Raw genomic sequence first — 22,612 nt, 5'->3', positions numbered from 1 at the left:
CCATGGATTTTCAGCTTTCCGACGACCACCGCATGCTGCAGGACAGCCTGCGCGGCATCCTGGCCCGCCATTCCGGCGAGGCGCTGATGCCCGCGCTGCTGGAGGCCGGCGTCCCCCACGCCCTGCTGACCGAAGCCGAGGGCGGCTTCGACGGATCGGGCGCCGCCGTGGCGCTGATCTTCGAGGCCTTGGGCCGGGCGGGCGCGTCCCTGCCGCTGATCGGCACGATGATCGGGGCGGCGGCCCTGGCGCAGGCGGGCCAGCCTGCCGATGACGGGGCCACCATCGCCTTCGCTGATGCCGAACCCGGCACGCGTTACGACCGCGGCGTGGCGATCCGCGCGGAGGGCGACCGCCTGACCGGGCGCAAGACCATGGTGGCGGGGGCCGAAGGGGCGGCGGCAATCATCGTCACCACCGCCGATGCGCTGTGGCGGGTCGCGCCCGACGCGACGGGGCTGACGGTGCGCCCCTATCCGCTGATGGACGATCAGCGCGGCGCGGACCTGATCCTTGACGCCACCCCTGCCACGCGGCTTGGGGCCTTGGCCGATTTCGACGCGGTGCTGGCGCGGGGCGTTCTGGCCCATGCGGCCTATGCCTTGGGCACGCTGAGCGCAGCGGTCGATCTGACGCTGGACTATCTGCGCACCCGCAAGCAGTTCGGCCAGCCGCTGATCGCGTTCCAGGCCTTGGCGCATCGGGCCGCCGACCTGTCGGTCGAGGTCGAACAGGCGCGCTCCGCCGTCACCAATTTCGCGGGCCATCTGGATGCCGAGGCGCCCCTGCGCGACCGGCATCTGCAGGCCTGCAAGGTCACCCTGGGCCGGGTCGCGCGGCTGGTGGCCGAGGAATCGGTGCAGCTGCATGGCGGTATCGGCATGACCGAGGAATACGCGCTTGGCGGCATGATCCGCCGCCTGCTGGCCGCCGACACGGCCATGGGCGACGCGGATTTCCATCTGGAGCGGTTCGCGCGCGGCGAGCCCGCATTCGCATGACCCTGATCCACGGCGAAACCGGCACCCAGTCCCTGATCGGCTATGTCCTGGACGTGGGCTGCCGGGCGGGGGCGGTCTGCTGGCTGGATCTGGACGACCGCCATCTGAACCGTCAGGGCATCCTGCATGGCGGGCTGGCCGCGACGCTTCTGGACAGCGCGATGGGCGCCACGGGCAGCCTGACGGTCGATGCCACGGGCCGCCATCCCTTCACCACCCTGTCGCTGACGGTGAACTATCTGGCGCCGGGCCTGCCGGGACGCGTGACCGCCACCGGTCGCGTCACCGGGGGCGGGCGCGCCACCCTGTTCATCGAGGGCGCCTTGCGGCATGAGGACGGCACGCTGATCGCCACCGCGACCGGCGTCTTCCGCAAGACAAGGGCCGCCCCATGACCGACCTCACCAATCCGCATTGCGAAATCAGCGACCTGGGCGACCGCCTGGTGGTCGAGAACCGCAACGCCGCCCGCCGCAACGCGCTGACGCCCGATTTCTACAAGGGCCTGCACCGCGCGCTGGAGCTGGCCACCGACAACCCCCGCATCGGCGCCGTGCTGATCATGGGCGAGGGCGACTTCTTCTGCGCGGGCGGCGATCTGACCATGCTGATCAAGGCGCAGGAGATGTCCGAGGATCAGCGCCGCGCCCGCATCGACGCGCTGAACGACCTGATGCGCGCGGTCGTGGCCTGCCCCCGCCCGGTCATCGCCGTGGTCGAGGGGGGCGCCGCCGGCGCGGGCCTGTCGCTGGCCCTGGCCTGCGACATGATCGTGTCGGCCCGCGACGCGCGCTATACGGCAGCCTATGTGAATGCCGGGCTTGTGCCCGATGGCGGGCTGACCGCGGCGCTGACCGCCTGCCTGCCGCCGCAGATGGCCGCGTCCATGGCCCTGACCGGCCAGCCCGTGGGCGCCGAACGCCTGCACGCCCTGGGCGTCATCCAGGAACTGACCGAGCCCGGAGAGGCCATCATGGCCGCCATGGCCCTGGCCGATCGCCTGGCCGCAGGGCCCGCAGAGGCCCAGGCCGCGATCAAGCATCTGCTGACCGGCGCCCGCGCCACCCTGCTGGAGGCGCAGCTGACCGCCGAACGCGACGCGATGGCCACGGCCCTTGCCTCGCGCGAGGCGGCCGAGGGCATTACCGCCTTCCTGGCCAAGCGCCCCCCCGATTTCCGCCGCCTTCGCGAGGATTCATGACCCGTATCCACCAGCTGTTCGACGCCGCCCGCGCGGCCCATCCTGACCGCCCGGCCCTGACCGACGGGACAGAACGCACCCTGACCTATGCCGCGCTGGACGATCTGGTCCGGCGGACGCAGGCGGATCTGGCGGCGATGGGCCTGCGCCCTGGCGACCGGCTGCTGGTGGTGGCCGAGAACGCGGCCCCGGTGCCGGTCCTGCTGCTGGCCGCCAGCCGCATGGACGCGGTGCTGGTGCCCGTGAACGCGCGCATGACCGCGCCGGAGCTGGCCAAGATCACGGCCCATACCGAACCGCGCCTGACCCTGTTCCTGTCCGATGTCAGCGAACCCGCGCGTGTCCATGCGGGCGATGCGCGCGCCGTCACGCTGGCCGGGGCGGCACTGCATGTGGCGGGGCCGTTCGACGCCGTGCCGGAGCAGGTCGAGCAGCAGGATGCGATGACGGCGGTGATCCTCTACACCACCGGCACGACGGGCACGCCCAAGGGGGTGATGCTGACCCATGGCAACCTGATCTTTGGCGGCGAAAGCTCGGCCCGGCTGCGGGGGATGCAGGCGGATGACGTCATCTGGGGCGTGCTGCCGCTGACGCATGTCTTCGGGCTGACCTCGATGCTTGCCGCGGGGCTGGCCACGGGCGCGCATATCCGGCTGGAGCCGCGCTTTTCCGCCGCGCAGACGCTGGCCGCGCTGCAATCGGACGTGACCGTCCTGCCCGCCGTTCCGCAGATGCACGCGGCCATCATGGCCGAGGCGCGGGCCCAGGGGCTGGAGCGTCTGGCCCGCCCCCTGCGCTATGTCAGCAGCGGCGCGGCGCCCCTGGACCCCGACTGGAAGCGGCGGGCCGAGGCGTTCTACGGCATCGCGCTGCAGAACGGCTATGGCATGACCGAGACGACGGCAGGCGTCACCGTCACGAACAACGCCATCGGCGACCCGGACCCCTCGGCGGGCCACCCGCTGCCGGGGGTCCAGATCGCGCTGGACGAGACCATCGGCCGCGAACCCGGCACCGGAGAGGTGCTGACGCGGGGTCCGCACATCATGCGCGGATATTTTCGCAATGCGGAGGGTACGGCGCAGGTGCTGCGGGACGGCTGGATGCGCACCGGCGATCTGGGCCGGATCGACGCGCAGGGGCGGCTGCACATCGTGGGCCGTTGCAAGGAGCTGATCATCCGCGGCGGCTTCAACGTCTATCCGCCCGAGGTCGAGGCCGCGCTGAACGATCATCCGGCCGTCCTGCAGACCGCCGTGATCGGCCGCGCGCGCGAGGGCGGGGACGAGGATATCTTGGCCTTCTGTCAGCTGATTTCGCCGGATGCGGTCACGGCCGATGCGCTGGCGGCCCATGCGGCGGCGCGGCTGTCGGCCTACAAGCGGCCCACGCGGATCATCCTGACGGGCGCGCTGCCCGCGGCGGCGACGGGCAAGGTGCTCAAGCACCGCCTTGTCGCGCATTTCGCGGACCTGTTGGGTCTTTAGTCGTCCAGCACCAGGCGGTGCATCGGCGGATAGAACTGGCGGGCAAACGACACAGGCAGCGAATCCAGCGTGTTGACCCGCTCGATCGTCATCACCGGCGTGCCCGGATCGATGGTCAGGTTCACCGCGCAGGATCCGCTGGCCCCTTCGGCCAGGATCGAAAAGCGGCTTTGTGTGACGGGCAGGCTGCGGGCCAGCCATTCCTGCGGCGGCTCATGCGCGAACAGGTGGAAATCGGGCAGGGCCAGCGCGTGGGGGTTCAGCCAGATCGCCTCGCAGCAATGCGGGCGGTCGTCGGCCAGATAGCGCGACTTGACCAGCAGCATCATGTCGTCGGCATCGACCTGCAGCGCCTGCATGGCGGCGGGGCTGGGGTTGCAGGGCAGGCATTCGGTCATCTGATAGGCATAGCGTGCGCCAAGCGATTCGATTTCGTCGCGCAGGACCGGCAGCGACAGGGTCGTGCGGCGGGACGTGGTGGCGGTCACGCGGGTGCCCACCTTGCGGCGGCGCTGAATGATGCCGCTGTCGGCCAGCTCACGCAGCGCACGGTTCACCGTGGCGCGCGCGCAGCCCATCTCGATCGAGAGCATCTGTTCGGTGGGGATCAGGCTGCCCGGCGGCCATTCGCCTGATCTGATCCGGCCCAGCACATCCGCGCGGATCGCCTGCCATGTGTTGAGTCGCCGCCGTTCGGCGTCGACGCCGGAAGAGCGGATCGTAACGGACGAACCTTGGGACAACTTGGCCATTTTGAAGAACTCGTGACATATACCTGTCCCGATTTGATAAATGATACGCACAAGAATGGAAGCTGTCCAATTCGCCATGCGACATCCCGGCTGGCCGCGGGCCGGGGAAAAACCCCGGGCGGACGGGCGCGCGACGCTTTCCTTTCGCAGGATGTCTGATAAATGCAGATCGTGCAAGCATGATGGCGGATTTTCGATGCGCTCGACCACCCATCCCTCGGTGACACCCGGACCCGCGACGCTGACATCCTGGGGCGTGCTGATGGCGATCAGCCTGTGCCATATGATCAACGACGTGATGCAGTCGATGCTGGCGGCCATCTATCCGCTGCTGCAGGTCGAATTCGACCTGTCCTATGCCCAGATCGGCGTGATGACGCTGGCCTTCCAGGTCACCGCGTCGCTGCTGCAGCCGCTGATCGGGATGGCCACCGACCGCCACCCGCAGCCGCGGTCGCTGCCCTTCGGCATGGCCTCGACGCTGTGCGGCGTGCTGATGCTGGGCATGGCCGAGGGCTATGCCTGGCTTTTGTCGGGGGCGATGCTGATCGGCATCGGATCGGCCGTGTTCCATCCCGAAAGCTCGCGCGTAGCGCGGATCGCGTCGGGGGGGCGGTTCGGCACCGCGCAGTCGCTGTTCCAGCTGGGCGGCAATGGCGGGCAGGCGCTGGGGCCGCTGCTGGCCGCGTTCATCGTGGTGCCGTTGGGCCGTCCGGCCGTGGCCTGGTTCGCGGTCGCCGCCGCCCTGGGCGCCGCGATCCTGTGGCAGGTCGGCAGCTGGGCCGAGGATCGGCGCCGCGCCAGCACCGCCACCCCCGACCGCACCCTGCGCCTGCCGCGCGCGACGGTGATCCGTGCCATCGCGGTGCTGGCGGTGCTGGTCTTCACCAAGAACATCTACAGCGCCTCGATGAGCAGCTATTTCACCTTCTTCACGATCGACAAGTTCGGCCTGTCGACCCAGGGCGCGCAGATCATGCTGTTCCTGTTCCTGGCGGGCATGGCGGCGGGCGTCATGCTGGGCGGGATCATCGGCGACAGGGTCGGGCCGCTGACGGTCATCTGGGTGTCGATCCTGGGCGCGCTGCCGCTGACGCTGGCGCTGCCGCATGTGGGGCTGGTGCCGACGGGCGTGCTGGCCGTGCTGATCGGGCTGGTGCTGGCATCGGCCTTTCCGGCCATCGTGGTCTTCGCGCAAGAGCTGGTGCCGGGCCGCACCGGCATGATCGCGGGGCTGTTCTTCGGCTTCTCGTTCGGCATGGGCGGGATCTCGGCCGCGGCTCTGGGCGTGCTGGCGGATGCGCAGGGGATCCGGTCGGTTTTCCTGCTGTGCTCGGTCCTGCCGGTGCTGGGGCTTCTGACGATCCTGCTGCCGCGCCGCAGCCTGGGCTGAGATGGGCCACCCGGTCGTCATCCATGTCGGCCCCGACGGCCCCATCGATGCGGCGCTGGCGCGGATGTTTCAGGCCAACGGCCATCGCGCGGTCTGCCATGACGGCGGGCGCCTGGCTGCGGACATCGTCTATGCGATGGGGCAGGGGACGCAGCCCCTGCGCGGCTGGCCCAACGCGCGGTTGATCACGGGGCTGTACCGCGACCGGCCCCATTGGCGCCCGACATTGCAGGCCTGGCGCTGCGTCGCCTTTCTGCGCGACCGTCTGCCCGACGCGCTGTTCCTGCTGACCATCCCGCCCCGCCATCGCTGGCCCGAAGGGATGCAGGTGCATCTGGACGCGACGCGCGCCCTGTTCGCGGACGACACGCGGCTGATCCTGCTGGACCTGACCGACAGCACCCCCGCGGACCTGGCCGCACGGTTGCGGCCGTTGCTGGCGCTGGACCGGGGGCTGCCCGACCACTGGCCCGACCGCTGGCCCGTCCCGGACCCCGTCGTGGACTTGCCGCCGACGCCAAAGGCACCGCCGGGCTGGGCGCAGGATGTCGCGCGCTTCTGTCTTGCGGGCCTGAACCCCGATGGGGCAGGCGGCGCGCAGGGGCTGTCGGGATTTGCCTGCCGATGGGACGGCACCCTGTCGGGCAGCGGCGCGGTGACCGACGCGGCGGGTGCGCCGCGGCAGTTCACCCTTCTGACGCTCCCCGGCCACCGCCCCCTGGCCCTGGCGCGCGAGGGGCGTCCCTTCAAGCTGATCCGGGCCGAGGGGGTGATCAACGACATCCTGGCGCTGGACCGCCGCGATCCGGTTTGGATCGACATGGAGGACAGTCGCTGGTTCGGCAGCTCCCAGGGCGCGCCCCTGGATCGTCCGGTCCTGTGCCACAACCGCCGGGCGGGGGCGGTGAACGCGGTCCTGTGGCCCCTGCCGGACCAGCACGCGATCGGCCTGCCGGGGTTCGATCCCGCCGCGCCCGACGACGACATCCCCTGGGACGACAAGCAGGACCGGCTGGTGTGGCGCGGCATGATCTCGGGGTCGGAAATGCGCGATGGGGTGAAGCCCGGTCCCGCCAGCCATGTCTGGCTGCAGCGGTTGGACCAAGCCGCCACCCCCGCGGATCGCGAGGCCGCATGGCAGGGCCTGTGCCGCACGAACCGAATGGCCTTTGTCCGCCGGTTCCACGATCATCCCGATTTCGATGTGGGAATCGTCATGGCGCACAGTTTCCGCCAGCACGCCGACGATCCGCTGATCGCGCCCTATTGCCGCCCGCGCATGGGGCCGCGCGACTTTCGTGCCTATCGCTATCAGCTGTGCCTGTCGGGGTATGACCACGGGTCGAACTTCATCTCGGGGCTGGATCAGAAGGGCGTGCTGCTGGCCGAGGATGACGGCTGGCAGGTGTTCTATTCGGGGCGCTTCCGGCCTTGGGAGCATTTCATCCCCGTCGCGCGCCACCTGACCGATCTGGAGGACAAGCTGGCCTGGGCCCGCGCCCATCCCGACGCCTGTCGCGCCATGTCGCGTGCCGCGCGCGCCGAGGCCGCGCATCTGCGCGACCCCGCCGCACGGGCGGACCTGATGCGTCTGATCCTCGACGGGCTGGCTGCGGCGCGCTAGAACACCGCCATGAGCACGATCCGCATCGAACCCCTGACCGCCGCCGCCTTCGCCCCCTTCGGCGAGGTGCTGACCCCGCGCGCAATGCCCGACCGCATGATCAATGCGGGCCGCTGCGAACGCCACCATGCCCTGGCCACCGTCGAACGCGGCGGCGGAGAGGCGATCATTTCCCTTTTTCGCAGCCAGGCCGTCAGCCTGCCCTATGACTGCACGCTGCTGGAACGGCACCCGCTTGGGTCGCAGGCGTTCATGCCGCTTGGCGACCAGCCCTGGCTGTCGGTGGTCGCGCCCGATGACGACGGCCGACCCGGCGCCCTGCGGGCGTTTCTGGTCCCGGCGCATACCGGCGTGAACCTGCATGCGGGAACCTGGCACGGCGTGCTGACGCCCTTGGACCAGCCGGCCGATTTCCTTGTCGTGGACCGCGAGGGGCCTGGCACGAACCTTGAGGAAGTGACCATCCCCGCGGTGCGGATCACCGCATGACCCCCGATTACAGCGTCGAGACCCTGGCCATGGCCGGGGGCGCGCGTCGCGTGGCGGGCGTGGACGAGGCCGGGCGTGGGCCGCTGGCCGGCCCCGTCACCGCGGCGGCTGTGGTGCTGGACCCGCAGAACATCCCTGACGGCCTGAACGACAGCAAGAAGCTGACCGCCGCGCAGCGCGACGCGCTGGCCGCTTGGATCATGGCGCATTGCGACTGGTCCGTGGCCCATGTCGATCCGGTCGAGATCGACGCCCTGAACATCCTGCGCGCCAGCCATGTCGCGATGTGCCGCGCCCTGGCCGGGCTGCGCCAGCCGCCCTGCCACGTTCTGATCGATGGCAACATGCTGCCCCGCGATCTGACCCTGCCTGCGCAGGCGGTGGTCAAGGGCGATGCGCGCTGCCTGTCGATCGCCGCGGCCTCGATCGTGGCCAAGGTGTTGCGCGACCGCATCATGGTGGATTTGGCGCAACAGCACCCCGGATATGGCTGGGACGTGAATGCCGGATACCCCACGCCGGGCCACAAACGCGCCCTGCTAGATCTGGGGATAACCCCACATCATAGGCGGTCGTTCAGGCCGGTCCACAACATCTTGTGTAAAGCCCCTTTGGTAAGTGACTGATTCGAAAAAGAAATTGACGGCGATTCGCATCTGAATCATCTTTGGGGACATACCAGACCGGCAAAAGTCGGCATTTCCCGAAGGCAGAGCATGACGAAAACCAAGGACCAGCGCGCGGATTCCGCGCGGCCATTACCGCTGAACCAGATTCTGGGCGGGGATTGCATCGAGATCATGAACAGCCTGCCCGCGGGCAGCGTGGACCTGATCTTTGCCGATCCGCCCTATAACTTGCAGTTGAAGGGCGACCTGCATCGCCCCGACAACAGCCTGGTCGATGCGGTGGACGATCACTGGGACCAGTTTTCCAGCTTTGCCGCCTATGACGCCTTCACCCGCGACTGGCTGGCCGCCGCCCGCCGCCTGCTGAAGCCGAACGGCGCGATCTGGGTGATCGGCAGCTATCACAACATCTTCCGCGTCGGCGCCGAACTGCAGAACCAGCAGTTCTGGATCATGAACGACGTGATCTGGCGCAAGTCGAACCCGATGCCGAACTTTCGCGGCAAGCGCCTGACCAACGCGCATGAGACGCTGATCTGGGCGGCAAAGTCGGAAAGCTCGAAATACACGTTCAACTACGAGGCGCTGAAGTCGCTGAACGAGGGCGTCCAGATGCGCAGCGATTGGGTGCTGCCGATCTGCAACGGCGGCGAGCGGCTGAAGGACGCGGCCGGCGACAAGGCCCATCCGACGCAAAAGCCGGAATCGCTGCTTCACCGGGTGATCCTGGGCACGACCAACCCCGGCGACGTGGTGCTGGACCCGTTCTTCGGCACCGGCACCACCGGTGCGGTCGCCAAGATGCTGGGCCGCGACTATATCGGGATCGAGCGCGAGGAGGCCTATCGCGAGGTCGCGGGCCGCCGCCTGTCGCGCGTCCGCCGGCTGGACGCCGACGCCATCGCCACCACCCGCGCCAAGCGCGCCGAGGTGCGTATCCCCTTCGGGCAGGTCATCGAACGCGGCATGCTGCGCCCCGGAGAGGAGTTGTTCTCGATCGGCAACCGCCACAAGGCCAAGGTCCGTGCCGATGGGTCACTGATCGGGAACGACGTCAAGGGATCGATCCACCAGGTCGGCGCCGCGCTGGAAGGCGCGCCCAGCTGCAACGGCTGGACCTATTGGCATTTCCGGCGCGAGGGCAAGATGATCCCGCTGGACATCCTGCGCCAGCAGATACGTGCCGAGATGGAGGGCGACGCCCCCCGGCCCAACTGAGCTTCACCCTTCGCCCGTTCCCCCCGCGCCATGCGCGCGGCCGGAACCACCTTGCCCCGCCATGTTCGCATGGCGGGGAATTTTCATCCGTCAGCCGTTCATCGATCGCATGAAGGCCGCGATGCTTTCGGCGTCGTCCTGGTCGGACCCGGCACGGTCGCGCCGTTCGGCCAGCCATTCCAGCAGCGATGCGGCCTCGCGGTCGGAAAATCGCATCTCCCAATCGCTGAACAGGCGCTGTTGCAGCGGGCCCTGGTCCAGCACCGTGAAGTTCAGGTGGCGGTCATCCTCGCGCAGCACGTCGATCAGCCGGAACAGGCGAAAGCGCGGCCCCTCGACCCATTGGAAGAACAGACCGTCCTCGTGGTGCAGGCATCCGGTCAGCCCCGCCGCCCGGTTGCGGTCGCGCGCATGATGCAGGATGCGTTCCAGGTCGTCGCGTTGCATGCCGGGACGGGCCACGCTGCGGTACAGAAGATAGCCCAGACTGTCGCCCGCGGCGAAGTGATAGGGCTGCGCATCGCTGTGCATCAGCATCGAATCGTCGTTCATTCCGGTCGGTCCCTGTTACGCCTTGGGACATTTTTCCATTTTGTGCACACAATGCAAGGTTGCGCCCGGAACAAGCTGCGCAGCCTTTTAGCGATATTTGCCGACCCCTGCGGCAGGCGCGCTACAGCGCGTTGCGGGGCAGGGGCAGGGTGCCGCGGTTATAGTCGGTCCAGTCGGTGATCTCTGGATAGAACTGGCGCCGCCAGGCGCGCACGCGGGGGTTCATGCGCCGCCGCCACAGCGGCGGGACCATCGCCAGCAGCGTCATCGCCGGATAGCCCATCGGCAGCTGCGGCGCCTCGTCCGCGCCATAGGTCTGCAGCAGCGGAAAGCGGCGGTCGGGCTTTGTGTGATGGTCGGAGTGGCGCTGCAGGTTGATCAGCAGCCAGTTGGTCGCGGTGTGGCTGGCGTTCCAGCTGTGGCGCGGGCGGACGGGTTCATAGCGGCCGTCCCCCAGATGCTTGCGCGACAGCCCGTAATGTTCGACGTAATTCGTCAGCTCCAGCTGCCAGACGGCGATCAGCGCCTGGAACAGGAACAGCCCCAGCCCGGTCCAGCCGCCCACGGCCATGGCCAGCCCCAGCATCGCCCCCTGCAGCACGCCGTAACGCCAGAAGGGGTTGCGGCGGTCCCAAGGGCTGCGGCCCGCGCGGGCCAGGAACCGCGTCTCGGCCCGCCACGCGCTGCGGGGGCCGTCGATCAGGACGCGGGCGAAGAAGCGGTGAAAGCCTTCGTTGTAGCGGGCCGAGACGGCGTCGCGCGGGGTCGACACCCAGCTGTGATGCACCAGCAGGTGTTCGGTGCGGAAATGCGAATAAAGGACCGACGCCAGCAGCAGGTCCCCCAGCCAGCGTTCGGCCGGCGTCTTCTGGTGCAGCAGTTCATGGGCATAGACGATGCCGACGCTGCCCGACATGACGCCGATGGCAAAGAACAGCCCAAGCGATTCCCACCCCGACAGGTGGTCCGTGCGCCCCGCAACCCACAGGCAGGCCAGGATCGTGGCCGCCTGCAGCGGAAACCAGATCAGCGTCACGGCGCGGTGCCAGAACAGCTGGTCGGTGGCGGTGTCCGGGTCGGGATTGGCCTCGTTCAGGCCCAGCACGCGGTCCAGAACCGTGGTCAGATACCAGGCATAGACCGGCACGATCAGCCACCACATCCCACCGCCCCAGGCCGCCAGCGCGACCAGGGGGATCAGGGCGATGGACAGCCAGAAGGGCGCCGCGGCGGGCAGGGGGGCATGGCTCATGCCGCGATGCTACCCCTGAAGATGCGGCTGCGCCATATCCCAGGCCTTGCGCATCAGCCCCGGCAGGGCGTCGCGGTCGATCTGCCGCAGGGGGACCAGTTCCCCGCGCGTGGGATTGCCGGTCAGATCGCCCAGCAGCACGGTCAGATCCAGCGTGAAATGCGTGAAGACATGACGCACGGCGCCCAGGTCGCGCCAGTCGGCGGGGCCAGGCGGGGGCATGTCGCGCCCATCCCATTGGGCCGACGGAAAGGCCAGCGTGCCGCCCAGCAGCCCCTTGGGCGGGCGGTGTTCTAGCACAAGCGCATCACCCTGGCGCGCCAGCCAGACCACGCCCTGACGCGTGGGCTTGGCGGCCTTGGGGGTCTTGCGGGGCAGTTCTGCCGCGATCCCCTGGGCGCGGGCGTCGCACTGGGCCTGGACGGGGCAGATGACGCAGGCGGGGCTGCGGGGCGTGCAGATGGTCGCGCCCAGGTCCATCATCGCCTGCGCGTAATCACCCGGGCGGGACTGCGGTGTCAGCCTGTCGGCCAGCGCCACCAGTTCCGGTTTCGCGCGGGGCAGGGGTGTCTGGACCGCGAACAGCCGCGACACCACGCGTTCGACATTGCCGTCCACCACGGTTTCCACCCGGTCGAAGGCGATCGAGGCGATCGCGGCCGATGTATAGGCCCCGATCCCCGGCAGCGCGGACAACCCGTCGCGCGTGTCGGGAAAGCCGCCCCGCGCCGCCACCGCACGGGCGCAGGCCAGCAGGTTTCGGGCGCGGGCGTAGTATCCCAACCCCGCCCATTCGGCCATCACCTGCGCGTCATCGGCCGCCGCAAGGTCCTGGACCGTCGGCCACAGCGCGGTGAACCGCAGGAAATACGCTTTGACCGCCGCGACGGTGGTCTGCTGCAGCATCACCTCGGACAGCCAGACGCGATAGGGGTCGGCAGGGCCGCCGCCGGGGGGCACCCGCCAGGGCAGGCTGCGGGCATGGCGGTCGTACCAGTCCAGCAGGTTGGGGGCGATCACCTTGCTTTCACGCAATTATGTGGGCCTTTGCAAAAGGGCGCGCTTTCATCCGGGGGGATGGCTGGCTAAGAATGGCCGGGTGATAGCAGCAAAGGCGCCCATGGCCCACCCGTCCGACGCCCCAAAGACCCGGATCCGTCGTCGCAGCCGCGGCTTTCAGGCGGCGGCCACCCTGCTGGCCGACCGCGTCCAGAAGGCGGCCGAGGGGCGGGGATTCGCGGTCACCCGCCTGCTGACCAACTGGGCCGAGATCGCGGGCCCGCAGCTGGCCCCCGTCACCCGTCCGGTCCGCATCAGCCACGCCCGCACGGGCTTTGGCGCCACGCTGACGCTGCTGACCACCGGCCCCATGGCGCCCATGGTCGAGATGCAGCTGCCCCGGCTGCGCGACCGCGTCAACGCCTGCTACGGCTACAACGCCGTCAGCCGCATCACCCTGACGCAGACCGCCGCAACCGGCTTTGCCGAAGGGCAGGCGGCCTTTTCCCATGCGCCCCGCCCGGACCGCGCGCCCGATCCCGCGATCGTGGCGCAGGCCCGGGGGGTGGGGCAGCAGTTTTCCGATCCGACCCTTGCCCAGGCCATGGCGCAACTGGCGATGAACGTCGCCAGCCGCCGGACCTGACATGACATGCACGACCTGAAAGGACTTTCCATGTTTCTGCGATTTGCCGCAACCGCCGTCGCGATGACCCTGGCCGCCCCCGCCTTTGCGCAGGACGCCGCCGCGACCCCCGAAACCCTGCCCGACATCGCCCAGGGCGCCGAGGACGCGCCCCTGACGATCGTCGAATACGCCAGCTTCACCTGCGGGCATTGCGCGAATTTCCACGCCAACGTCTATCCGCAGCTCAAGTCGGAATACATCGACACCGGCAAGGTCCGCTTCGTTCAGCGCGACGTCTATTTCGACCAGCCGGGCCTGTGGGCCGGGATCCTGGCGCGCTGCGGCGGCGACGACAAGTTCTTCCCCGTGTCCGGGATGCTGTTCGACGAACAGGAACAGTGGCTGGCCGGCGGTTCGGGCGACGAGATCGCGACGAACCTGCGCCGCATCGGCCTGAAGGCCGGGATGACCGAGGAACAGATGACCGCCTGCTGGGAGGATACCGCCAAGGTCGAACAGCTGATCGCCACGTTCCAGACGAACGCCACCGCCGACGAGGTCGAGGCCACCCCGACCTTCATCATCGGCGGAGAGAAGGTGTCGAACCAGCCCTGGGACAGCATGAAGGAAATCATCGACACCAAGCTGGCCGAGGCCGCCCCGGCCCAGTGACGCATCCCCCCGCAGGGCCCCGCGCGGGCCCTGCACGCACGCGATTGATTTTCGTCCGGCATGGTCGCAGGATCGGCGGGCGCGGAATTGACGCGCAGCACGGGGACAGTGTGTCATGATTCAGGAATTCAAGACTTTCATCGCCCGCGGCAACGTCATCGACCTTGCCGTGGGCATCATCATCGGCGCGGCCTTCACGGGCATCGTCAATTCGCTGGTCGTCGACCTGATCAACCCGATCCTGGGGTTGATGACCGGCGGGATCGATTTCACCGACAAGTACGTCGTCCTGTCCGGCAACGTGGCCGACGGGGCCAGCCTGGCCGCCGCCCGCGATTCCGGGGCGGCCATCTTTGCCTATGGCGCCTTCGCGATGGCGGTGCTGAACTTCCTGATCGTGGCCTGGGCGGTGTTCCTGCTGGTCAAGGGCGTGAACCGCCTGCAGCGCGCCGCGATGCGCAAAGAGGAGGCCAAGGAGACCCCCCCGGCCGGCCCCACCCAGGAGGAACTGCTGGCGCAGATCCGCGACCTGCTGGCCGACCGCGCCAGCCCCGCCTGACGCCTACAGCCCCAGCACCGATGCCGGGGTGACGGCATCCAGGCCCAGGGCCTCGCCCACCGGGGGCGAGGTCAGCTGGCCCTCGTGGACCGACAGCCCGGCGCGCAGATGCGCGTCATCGGTCAGCGCGCGGCGCCAGCCTTTGTCGGCCAGGGCCAGCAGATGCGGCATGGTCACGTTGCCAAGCGCCTGCGTGCTGGTGCGGGCCACCGCGCCCGGCATGTTCGCCACGCAGTAATGCACGATCCCGTCGACGTCATAGATGGGGTCCTGGTGCGTGGTGGCGCGCGACGTCTCGAAGCAACCGCCCTGATCGATCGCCACGTCGACCAGAACCGCGCCCTGCGGCATGGTCGACAGCTGGTCGCGGCTGATCAGCTTGGGCGCGGCGGCGCCGGGGATCAGGACCGCGCCGATCACCATGTCGGCCGTGCGGATCGCCTCGGCCGTGGCCGCGGCGCTGGCGAACTGGGTGGTCAGGCGGCCCATGAAGATGTCGTCCAGATAGGACAGGCGCGGCACCGACCGGTCCATGACCGTCACGTTGGCCCCCATGCCGACCGCCACGCGCGCCGCCGCGGTGCCCACCACGCCGCCGCCGATCACCACGACATTCGCAGGCCGCACGCCGGGCACGCCGCCCATCAGCATGCCGCGGCCGCCATTGGCCTTTTGCAGCGCCCATGCACCGACCTGCGGGGCGAGGCGACCGGCGACTTCGGACATCGGGGCCAGCAGGGGCAGGCCGCCGCGTGCGTCGGTGACCGTCTCATAGGCGATGGCGGTCACGCCGCTGTCCAGCAGGTCGCGGGTCTGGTCCGGATCGGGCGCCAGGTGCAGATAGGTGAACAGGATCTGGCCGCGGGCCAGCATCTTGCGTTCGGCGGCCTGCGGCTCCTTGACCTTGATGATCAGTTCGGCATCGGCGAACACCGTTGCCGCGTCGGGGGCGATCGTGGCGCCGGCATCGACGTAATCCTGGTCCGCGAACCCCGCGCCCAGGCCCGCGCCGGACTGGACCAGCACGTCATGGCCGCGCAGCACGGCCTCGGCGGCGGCGGCGGGGGTCAGGCCGACGCGGAATTCCTGCGGCTTGATTTCGGTGGGGCATCCGATCTTCATGGTCTCTCCTCCCAGATCTGTGGTCCGATGATGCCCCGTCCGGCCCGCAAGGTGCTGCGAACATTCCCCCGACAGGCGGATGATCGACGAAGAAACCGCTGGCATCGGGACCGGTCTTCGAAGATTCTGCCGGCATGGCCGATCTTGACGCAATAGACCGACGAATCCTGTCCCTGCTTCAGACCGAGGGACGAATCAGCAATGCCGAGCTGGCGCTACGGGTGCATCTGTCCCCGTCCGCCTGCCACAGGCGCGTGCAGCGGCTGGAGGAGGCCGGCGTCATCTCGGGCTATGTCGCGCTTCTGGATGCGCGCGCCCTGCGCCGCCAGACGACGGTCTTCGTCGAGATCACCCTGTCGGGTCAGGCGGACGAGGTCCTGGACGCCTTCGAACGCGGCGTGCGCACCATCCCGGATGTGCTGGAATGCCACCTGATGGCGGGCACGGCCGACTATCTGCTGAAGATCGTGGTCGAGGATACGGACGACTTCGCCCGCATCCACCGTCAGCACCTGTCGCGCCTGCCGGGGGTTGCCCAGATGCATTCCAGCTTTGCCCTGCGCACGGTGTTCCGGACCACCGCGATTCCCGTCTGATCGGCGGTCAGGGAACCCTGCGGGCCCGGATGCGCGTTATACCGCCAGACAGACAACAGGAGACGCACGATGCTGAAGACTCCGTTCAAGGCCCTGCTGGTCGGCGGCCAGATCGCCGCAGCCAGCCTGATGGCCACGACCGCGATCGCACAGACCACCGTGATCGAGACCCCCGAATCGACCGTCATCGTCCCCGATGACGCGCTGGAGGAATCGCCGTCCGGCGGCTTCGTCTCGGAAAGCGATTATCCGCGGCTGGAAAGCCTGGAGAATTATGAGGCCATCGCCGACACCCTGTCCGACCAGGGCTATTCCGACATCTACATCCAGCGCGAGGGACCCATCCTGACGGTGACCGCACAGCGCGCCGGCGTGCCGACCGAACTGGTCTACAGCACCGCCAACGGGCGGCTCGTCTCGGTGAACGGGGTAGAGACGCGGGACGACCCCGAGACATCCTCGGCAGGCGATGATTCTGGCGCGGCGCCCGTCGGCACGGCAGGCGCCGTGGACGGCGGCGCAACCGATGACGGATCGACCGAAGATGGCGCCACGGATGATGGTACCGGTGATGACGGCATGGATGGCGGGGCCGGTGATGACGGTGCCGCGGATGGCGGTTCGGACGATGGCGCTGACGGCGGCGCATCCGACGGCGGCGCGTCTGATGGCGGCACGGACGGTGGATCCGACGGCGGTGATTCGGATGGCGGTTCGGACGGTGGTTCCGACGGCGGATCGGACAGCGGTTCCGGTGGTGGATCAGACAGCGGTTCGGATGGCGGTTCGGACAGCAACGGCTGATCGCGTCCCGGATCGACCCAGCACGAAAGAAAACCCCCGCGGCATGGCGCCGCGGGGGTTTTCAAATGACACAAGATCGCGTCGTCTTACAGCGCGCCTTCGCGCTGTGCCTTTTTACGGGCCAGCTTGCGGGCGCGGCGAACGGCCTCGGCCTTTTCACGGGCTTTCTTGACCGACGGCTTCTCGAAATGCTGCTTGAGCTTCATTTCGCGGAAGACACCTTCGCGCTGAAGTTTCTTCTTCAGAGCACGGAGCGCCTGTTCGACGTTGTTGTCGCGAACATTGACCTGCATGTGGTTGTCACCACCTTCCTAGGTTAGAGTTGATAGATTGCAGGAAGCGTCCCCCTAACAGGGGCGGGCGCAAATGTCCAGACGAGGTATGCATGACCAACACCGACCGAGACGCGCTGCTGGATGCCGCATTGGTCCATGTCCCCTTCGAGGGGATGAACGAGCGGGCGCTGGCCGCCGGCGCGCGCGACATCGGCATGGATGCGGCCCTGATCCGGGTGCATTTCCCGCAGGGCGGCGCCGGATTGGCCGCCGCCTATCACCGCCGCGCCGACCGGGCGCTGCGCGAGGCCTTGGCCGCCACCCCGCCGGAGGGGCGGTTCCGCGACCGCGTGGCCCAGGCCCTGTGGCAGCGGCTGGAGCTGTCGGACCCCGAACTGGTCCGTGCCGGGGCCGCGACGCTGGCGTTGCCGCAGAATGCGGCCCTGGCCGCGCGGCTGGTCTGGGAGACCGCGGACGTGATCTGGACCGCCCTGGGCGATCGGTCGCAGGACGTGAACTGGTATTCGAAACGTGCGACGCTGACGGCGGTGATCTCGGCCACGGTGCTGTTCTGGCTGGGCGACGAGTCCGAGGGCCGCGCCGACACCCGCGCCTTCATCGACCGCCGCATCGACGGCGTGATGTCGGTCGAGACCGTCAAGGCCCGCCTGCGCAGCCTGCCCGGCGCCTCCAGGCTGGCCGATGCCGCCCTGGGCTGGATCCGTGCGCCCCGCGACCGGGCACTGCCCGGCAAGACCCGATAAGGACGACTCCATGTTCCCCGACCAGATGACCGCCATCGAGATCGCAGGCCCCGGCGCCGCCGATCAGCTGCGCGCCACGACCCGGCCCGTGCCGGTGCCCTGCCATGACCAGATCCTGATCAAGATCGCCTATGCCGGCGTGAACCGTCCCGACGTATTGCAGCGATCGGGCAGCTATGCCCCGCCGCCGGGCGCGTCCGACCTGCCCGGGCTGGAGGCCTCGGGAGAGATCGTGGGCCTTGGCGCGGGTGTCACGCGCTGGCGCAAGGGCGAACAGGTCTGCGCGCTGCTGCCCGGCGGCGGATATGCGGAATACGCGGTGTGCCACGCCGATCACGCGCTGCGCATCCCCAAGGGCCTGTCGCTGCGCGACGGGGCATGCCTCCCCGAAACCGCCTTCACCGTCTGGTCGAACGTCGTCCAGCGCGGCGGGCTGACCGGGGGCGACCGCTTTTTGGTCCATGGCGGAACCTCCGGCATCGGCATGATGGCCATCCAGATCGCCCACGCCCTGGGCGCGCGCGTCTTCGCCACCGCGGGCAGCGACGACAAATGCGCGGCCATCACCGCTCTTGGCGCCACCGCCATCAACTATCGCAGCCAGGATTTCACCAAGGTGCTGGCCGAGGCGGGTGGTGCGGACCTGATCCTGGACATGGTAGGGGGCAGCTACATCCCCCGCAACATCAAGACGCTGGCCCAGGACGGGCGGCTGGTGATGATCGCCTTTCTGGAAGGCCCCAAGGTCGAACTGAACTTTGCCCAGATCATGGTGAACCGCCTGACGATCACCGGGTCCACCCTGCGTCCGCAATCCGACGTCGCCAAGGCCGAGATCGCCGACCAGATCCGCAAGCGGCTGTGGCCGATGATCGCCGCCGGGTCGGTCGCCGTCACCATCGACAGCGAGTTCGCGCTGGCCGACGCGGCCGACGCCCATCGGCGGATGGAAAGCAGCGACCATATCGGCAAGATCGTCCTGAAGGTCGCGGGCTAGCGCACGGCCTCGATCAGCAGGCGGGGCGCGTCGCAGTCGCGGCGCGCGTCGGGCGCACAGGTCCGGGGTTCCAGGTCGCGGGTCAGGCAGATCCGCACCTCGGTCAGGGCGCCGTCGCGGCAGGCGATGGTGACGCCGTCGGCATCCAGGTCGGGGTTGGCCTCCAGGAAAGCCTCCTCGATCACCGCGGGCGGGGCCGCGACGTCGCGGGCCAGATCATCCAGCTCCGGCGGGATGACGATGCCCTCTGCCGCCTGCCGGGTCGCGTCGTAATAGCCCGCGGCAGACAGCCCGCTGCAGCGGCCGTGCTTTTTCCACTGATACCACGCCAGCCCGCCGGACCCCATCACGTCGGCCATCGCGGCGCTTTCGCGGCGCGACGGATCGCGTTCGGGCGTCGTGCAGTCCTGCGGCCAGCCGCGTTCGTATTGCGGCCACAGTCCGTGGACCGAAAAGTCGCGTGCCGTGCCGTCGCGGCATTCGGGGGCGTCGCGGTCATCGCCCGTCGTGCTGCACCAGGTCGGCTGCCAGGACAGCGCCAGCACGTAATAATCGAACCGCCCCGCGACGTCGCGGGCGGCAAGGGGCAGGGGGGTCAGCAGGACCGCAAGGGTCAGGAACAGGATGCGCATCCTGCGACAATAGCGACGCCCGCGCCGGCTTGCACCGGCAAACGTGCGAATCCTCTTTTCCCCGGCTTCCGGAATCGGTATACGACCTGCCAATTCCCCCCGAAAACGAGGAATGGCGCAAGCCGAAGCCGTTTTTCCGGCCCTCGCCCCCATGTTCGGGACCAAGAGACACGCGAAGGAGACTGACATGAGCAAGCCGCTGATGGCCAAGGCCACCGCCGTCTGGCTGGTCGACAACACGACGCTCAGCTTCAAGCAGATCGGCGATTTCTGCGGTCTGCACGAGCTTGAGGTCCAGGGCATCGCCGATGGCGACGTGGCCGCGGGCGTCAAGGGCTATGACCCCGTCGCCTCGAACCAGCTGGACCCCGAGGAGATCAAGCGCGCCGAGGCGAGCCCGATCTATCGCATGCGCCTGAAGCACAACCCCGCTGCCGACGGCGAGGAAAAGCGCCGCGGGCCGCGCTATACGCCGCTGTCCAAGCGCCAGGACCGTCCCGCGGCGATCCTGTGGCTGGTCAAGTTCCACCCGGAACTGGCCGATGCGCAGATCGCCAAGCTGGTCGGCACGACCAAGCCCACCATCGCGTCGATTCGCGAGCGGACGCACTGGAACAGCCAGAACATCCAGCCGATCGACCCGGTCGCCCTAGGCCTGTGCCGGCAGACCGAACTGGACGCGGCTGTTCAGAAGGCCGCCAAGAAGAAGGCCGCCGAAGGCGGCGTGATGACCGACGACGAGCGTCGCAAGCTGGTCAGCACCGAGACCTCGCTGGCCATGTCCGAGGAGCCGCGCCTGCCCAGCGCGATCGCCGGGCTGGAGAACTTCAGCCTGTCGCGCGACGAGGACAAGCCCGAGCGGGAGCTGGACAAGGACACGTTCTTCAACCTGCCCGACACGGATGACGAGGATGACGACGAGGACGATCACGGCAAGTCGCGCCGCTGATTGGCACCGCAGATGATGAAAAAAGGCTGGGCAATCGCCCGGCCTTTTGTCTTGGGATGGACGCGCAGCTGCCCGCCCGCCCGCAACAGCGATCGCATGAAAAAGGCCGTGCCGGGTTTCCCCGACACGGCCCTTTCTGCAAACGCCTGAGTGTCAGGCGCGGCCGCGCACCGCACGTGCGATGGCGATCAGGATACATGCACCCACGAAGCCTGCCAGCAGATAGGCGAAGCTGAAGCTTGCACCGGCCGCATAGAGGCCCAGAAGCGAGCCGAAGATGAAGTTGAACAGCACCGCGCCCACGATGCCCAGGATGATGTTCATCAGGAGGCCCATGTTGGACTTCATGAACTTTTCAGCAAGCCAACCGGCAATGCCCCCGACGATGATAGCTGCAAGCCAGCCCATGCCATTCTCCTTGATTGTCCCGGCCGACCCTGACGGTCGGCGCCTTCTGTGAGCGCAACGTGGCCTCCGGCCCCGGGTTCCAAGACGTCTTCGAAAATGTCACACCGAGAGGCAGATATACTTCATCTCCAGATAGTCCTCCAATCCGTGATGGCTGCCCTCGCGGCCCAGGCCGGACTGCTTGACGCCACCGAAGGGTGCCACCTCGGTCGAGATGATGCCCGTGTTCACGCCGACGATGCCGTATTCCAGCGATTCCTGGACGCGGGTGACGCGGCCGATGTCGCGGGCATAGAAATAGGCGGCCAGGCCGAAGATGGTATCGTTGGCGGCGGCAACCGCCTGATCCTCGGTGTCGAAGCGGAACAGCGGCGCCAGCGGGCCGAAGGTCTCCTCGGTCGCGACCTTCATGTCGCGGGTGACGCCGGTGACGATGGTCGGCTCGAAGAACAGGCCGTCCTTGCGCTTGCCGCCGGTCAGGACCTGGCCTCCGCCCTGGGTGATGTCACGGATATGCTCCTCGACCTTGTCGACGGCCTTCTGGTTGATCAGCGGGCCGGTGGTGGTCCCCTCGGTCAGCCCGTCGCCCACGTGCAGCTTCTCGACCGCGGCCTTCAGCTTGTCGGCAAAGGCGTCATAGACCCCGGCCTGGACATAGATGCGGTTGGCACAAACGCAGGTCTGGCCATTGTTGCGGAACTTGGACGCCATGGCGCCCTCGACCGCGGCATCCAGATCGGCATCGTCGAAGACGATGAAGGGCGCATTGCCGCCCAGCTCCATGCTGCATTTCATCACCTGGTCGGCGGCTTGGCGCAGCAGCACCCGGCCCACCTCGGTCGAACCGGTGAAGGTCAGCTTGCGCACCAGGTGGTTCTCGCAGAACTCCTTGCCGATGTCGCTGGCGCTGGTCGAGGGGATCACCGACAGGATGCCCTTGGGCAGGCCCGCGCGTTCGCCCAGGACCGCCATGGCCAGGGCCGAGAGCGGCGTCTCGGTCGCCGGGCGCGCGACGAAGCCGCAGCCCACGGCCAGCGCAGGTCCCGCCTTGCGCGCGATCATCGCGTTCGGAAAGTTCCAGGGCGTGATCGAGCCGACGACCCCGATGGGCTGGCGGATGACGCTGATGCGCTTGTCGGCCTGGTGGCCGGGGATGGTCTCGCCATAGACGCGCTTGGCCTCCTCTCCGAACCATTCGATGAAGCTGGCGCCATAGGCGATCTCGCCCTTGGCCTCGGCCAGGGGCTTGCCCTGTTCGGCGGTCAGGATGGTGCCCAGGTCGTCCTGGTTGGCCATCATCAGGTCGAACCACTTGCGCATGACCTGGGCGCGGTCCTTGGCCGTGCGCGCGGCCCAGTCCTTCATCGCCGCCGCGGCGGCGTCGATGGCGCGGGCGGTCTCGGCCCGGCCCAGATCGGCCACATGGGCGATGACGTCGCCGCGGGCGGGGTTGGTGACCTCGAACGTGGCGCCGTCATCGGCGTCGACCCATTCGCCGCCCACGAACGCACGGGTTTCCAACAGCGAGGGGTCGCGAAGAAGGCTTTTCAGATCGGTCGGCTTGGTCATGGCGTCCTCGGGGTGCATTTCGGTTGCGGCATGTGAA

Annotated in this window: 26 protein-coding genes; 17 read left to right on the top strand and 9 right to left on the bottom strand. The window is 68.5% G+C overall.

Features of this window, described 5'->3' with window-relative positions; genetic code table 11:
• The first annotated feature begins 2 nt into the window (after positions 1-2).
• Genes FHD67_RS03180 through FHD67_RS03165 form a run of 4 tightly spaced genes read left to right on the top strand, consistent with a single transcriptional unit; the run spans position 3 to position 3,692 of the window.
• Complete coding sequence (locus FHD67_RS03180) at positions 3-1,001, top strand: acyl-CoA dehydrogenase family protein (protein WP_046000733.1); 999 nt, start codon at positions 3-5, stop codon at positions 999-1,001.
• Positions 998-1,396 (top strand): PaaI family thioesterase, encoded by a 399-nt coding sequence (locus FHD67_RS03175; RefSeq protein ID WP_139597790.1) that lies wholly within the window; start codon positions 998-1,000, stop codon positions 1,394-1,396. The genes FHD67_RS03180 and FHD67_RS03175 overlap by 4 nt, the downstream gene beginning before the upstream one ends.
• A complete protein-coding gene (locus tag FHD67_RS03170; protein ID WP_139597789.1) occupies positions 1,393-2,202 on the top strand; it encodes an oxepin-CoA hydrolase, alternative type in 810 nt (269 codons plus the stop codon). The genes FHD67_RS03175 and FHD67_RS03170 overlap by 4 nt, the downstream gene beginning before the upstream one ends.
• Positions 2,199-3,692 (top strand): class I adenylate-forming enzyme family protein, encoded by a 1,494-nt coding sequence (locus tag FHD67_RS03165; RefSeq protein WP_046000736.1) that lies wholly within the window; start codon positions 2,199-2,201, stop codon positions 3,690-3,692. Before FHD67_RS03170 ends, FHD67_RS03165 begins: the two co-directional genes overlap by 4 nt.
• Here FHD67_RS03165 and FHD67_RS03160 read toward each other — a convergent pair.
• On the bottom strand, positions 3,689-4,444 hold the full coding sequence (locus FHD67_RS03160) for a GntR family transcriptional regulator (protein WP_176695043.1): 756 nt from the start codon (positions 4,442-4,444) through the stop codon (positions 3,689-3,691). The genes FHD67_RS03165 and FHD67_RS03160 overlap by 4 nt on opposite strands.
• Before the next feature lie 196 nt (positions 4,445-4,640).
• Here FHD67_RS03160 and FHD67_RS03155 point away from each other — a divergent pair, with 196 nt between their 5' ends.
• The 5 genes from FHD67_RS03155 (at position 4,641) to FHD67_RS03135 (ending at position 9,797) form a co-directional block, all read left to right on the top strand.
• Positions 4,641-5,837, top strand: a complete 1,197-nt coding sequence (locus FHD67_RS03155; RefSeq protein WP_046000737.1) for an MFS transporter — start codon at positions 4,641-4,643, stop codon at positions 5,835-5,837.
• Between the two features lies 1 nt (position 5,838).
• Positions 5,839-7,461, top strand: a complete 1,623-nt coding sequence (locus FHD67_RS03150; protein WP_139597787.1) for a glycosyl transferase family 90 — start codon at positions 5,839-5,841, stop codon at positions 7,459-7,461.
• A gap of 9 nt (positions 7,462-7,470) precedes the next feature.
• On the top strand, positions 7,471-7,950 hold the full coding sequence (locus tag FHD67_RS03145; protein ID WP_046000739.1) for an ureidoglycolate lyase: 480 nt from the start codon (positions 7,471-7,473) through the stop codon (positions 7,948-7,950).
• Positions 7,947-8,576: a ribonuclease HII gene (locus FHD67_RS03140; protein ID WP_046000740.1), complete on the top strand. Its 630-nt coding sequence runs from the start codon at positions 7,947-7,949 to the stop codon at positions 8,574-8,576. The genes FHD67_RS03145 and FHD67_RS03140 overlap by 4 nt, the downstream gene beginning before the upstream one ends.
• Before the next feature lie 90 nt (positions 8,577-8,666).
• Entirely contained in the window at positions 8,667-9,797 is a 1,131-nt protein-coding gene (locus tag FHD67_RS03135; protein ID WP_046000741.1) for a site-specific DNA-methyltransferase, read from the top strand.
• Positions 9,798-9,887: 90 nt separating this feature from the next.
• Here the strand turns inward: FHD67_RS03135 and FHD67_RS03130 are convergent, their stop codons facing one another.
• The 3 genes from FHD67_RS03130 to mutY all read right to left on the bottom strand — a co-directional run bounded on the left by FHD67_RS03130 (position 9,888) and on the right by mutY (position 12,636).
• On the bottom strand, positions 9,888-10,349 hold the full coding sequence (locus FHD67_RS03130) for a BLUF domain-containing protein (protein ID WP_052714550.1): 462 nt from the start codon (positions 10,347-10,349) through the stop codon (positions 9,888-9,890).
• 121 nt (positions 10,350-10,470) lie between these two features.
• Positions 10,471-11,601, bottom strand: coding sequence for an alkane 1-monooxygenase (locus tag FHD67_RS03125; RefSeq protein ID WP_139597786.1), 1,131 nt, complete (start codon positions 11,599-11,601; stop codon positions 10,471-10,473).
• 9 nt (positions 11,602-11,610) lie between these two features.
• On the bottom strand, positions 11,611-12,636 hold the full coding sequence (gene mutY, locus FHD67_RS03120; RefSeq protein WP_139597785.1) for an A/G-specific adenine glycosylase: 1,026 nt from the start codon (positions 12,634-12,636) through the stop codon (positions 11,611-11,613).
• Positions 12,637-12,721: 85 nt separating this feature from the next.
• Here mutY and FHD67_RS03115 point away from each other — a divergent pair, with 85 nt between their 5' ends.
• From FHD67_RS03115 to mscL, 3 genes are all read left to right on the top strand, one after another.
• On the top strand, positions 12,722-13,246 hold the full coding sequence (locus tag FHD67_RS03115) for a DUF721 domain-containing protein (protein WP_045980953.1): 525 nt from the start codon (positions 12,722-12,724) through the stop codon (positions 13,244-13,246).
• A 30-nt stretch (positions 13,247-13,276) separates the two neighbouring features.
• Positions 13,277-13,900, top strand: coding sequence for a DsbA family protein (locus FHD67_RS03110; protein WP_139597784.1), 624 nt, complete (start codon positions 13,277-13,279; stop codon positions 13,898-13,900).
• 115 nt (positions 13,901-14,015) lie between these two features.
• Positions 14,016-14,459, top strand: a complete 444-nt coding sequence (mscL, locus tag FHD67_RS03105) for a large conductance mechanosensitive channel protein MscL (RefSeq protein ID WP_045980951.1) — start codon at positions 14,016-14,018, stop codon at positions 14,457-14,459.
• 3 nt (positions 14,460-14,462) lie between these two features.
• Here mscL and ald read toward each other — a convergent pair whose 3' ends face one another.
• On the bottom strand, positions 14,463-15,581 hold the full coding sequence (gene ald, locus FHD67_RS03100; RefSeq protein WP_139597783.1) for an alanine dehydrogenase: 1,119 nt from the start codon (positions 15,579-15,581) through the stop codon (positions 14,463-14,465).
• A 134-nt stretch (positions 15,582-15,715) separates the two neighbouring features.
• Between ald and FHD67_RS03095 the strand changes: the two genes are divergently transcribed.
• On the top strand, positions 15,716-16,177 hold the full coding sequence (locus FHD67_RS03095; RefSeq protein ID WP_046000877.1) for an Lrp/AsnC family transcriptional regulator: 462 nt from the start codon (positions 15,716-15,718) through the stop codon (positions 16,175-16,177).
• A gap of 69 nt (positions 16,178-16,246) precedes the next feature.
• On the top strand, positions 16,247-16,981 hold the full coding sequence (locus FHD67_RS03090; RefSeq protein ID WP_139597782.1) for a hypothetical protein: 735 nt from the start codon (positions 16,247-16,249) through the stop codon (positions 16,979-16,981).
• A gap of 86 nt (positions 16,982-17,067) precedes the next feature.
• On the opposite strand, the gene rpsU is transcribed toward FHD67_RS03090, so the two are convergent.
• Positions 17,068-17,274, bottom strand: a complete 207-nt coding sequence (rpsU, locus tag FHD67_RS03085; RefSeq protein WP_081994671.1) for a 30S ribosomal protein S21 — start codon at positions 17,272-17,274, stop codon at positions 17,068-17,070.
• 92 nt (positions 17,275-17,366) lie between these two features.
• Between rpsU and FHD67_RS03080 the strand changes: the two genes are divergently transcribed.
• Together FHD67_RS03080 and FHD67_RS03075 are read left to right on the top strand one after the other, a co-directional pair.
• The gene (locus FHD67_RS03080; protein ID WP_139597781.1) at positions 17,367-18,020 is read left to right on the top strand and encodes a COQ9 family protein; all 654 of its coding nucleotides are present in this window, start codon (positions 17,367-17,369) and stop codon (positions 18,018-18,020) included.
• Between the two features lie 10 nt (positions 18,021-18,030).
• Entirely contained in the window at positions 18,031-19,017 is a 987-nt protein-coding gene (locus tag FHD67_RS03075; RefSeq protein ID WP_045980946.1) for an NAD(P)H-quinone oxidoreductase, read from the top strand.
• On the opposite strand, the gene FHD67_RS03070 is transcribed toward FHD67_RS03075, so the two are convergent.
• A complete protein-coding gene (locus tag FHD67_RS03070; protein ID WP_139597780.1) occupies positions 19,014-19,649 on the bottom strand; it encodes a ribonuclease T2 family protein in 636 nt (211 codons plus the stop codon). The genes FHD67_RS03075 and FHD67_RS03070 overlap by 4 nt on opposite strands.
• A 187-nt stretch (positions 19,650-19,836) precedes the next feature.
• Here FHD67_RS03070 and FHD67_RS03065 point away from each other — a divergent pair, with 187 nt between their 5' ends.
• Positions 19,837-20,598 carry a DUF1013 domain-containing protein gene (locus FHD67_RS03065; protein WP_139597779.1) on the top strand — a complete coding sequence of 254 codons (762 nt, stop codon included), beginning with the start codon at positions 19,837-19,839 and terminating at the stop codon, positions 20,596-20,598.
• Between the two features lie 153 nt (positions 20,599-20,751).
• Here the strand turns inward: FHD67_RS03065 and FHD67_RS03060 are convergent, their stop codons facing one another.
• Together FHD67_RS03060 and FHD67_RS03055 are read right to left on the bottom strand one after the other, a co-directional pair.
• Positions 20,752-21,006 carry a GlsB/YeaQ/YmgE family stress response membrane protein gene (locus tag FHD67_RS03060; protein WP_198143153.1) on the bottom strand — a complete coding sequence of 85 codons (255 nt, stop codon included), beginning with the start codon at positions 21,004-21,006 and terminating at the stop codon, positions 20,752-20,754.
• Positions 21,007-21,105: 99 nt separating this feature from the next.
• Complete coding sequence (locus FHD67_RS03055) at positions 21,106-22,575, bottom strand: NAD-dependent succinate-semialdehyde dehydrogenase (protein ID WP_046000879.1); 1,470 nt, start codon at positions 22,573-22,575, stop codon at positions 21,106-21,108.
• Positions 22,576-22,612 lie beyond the last annotated feature (37 nt).

Source organism: Paracoccus haeundaensis, from assembly GCF_006239215.1.
In the GTDB taxonomy this organism is placed as follows: domain Bacteria; phylum Pseudomonadota; class Alphaproteobacteria; order Rhodobacterales; family Rhodobacteraceae; genus Paracoccus; species Paracoccus marcusii.
This window is presented reverse-complemented; position numbering and strand designations above follow the sequence as displayed.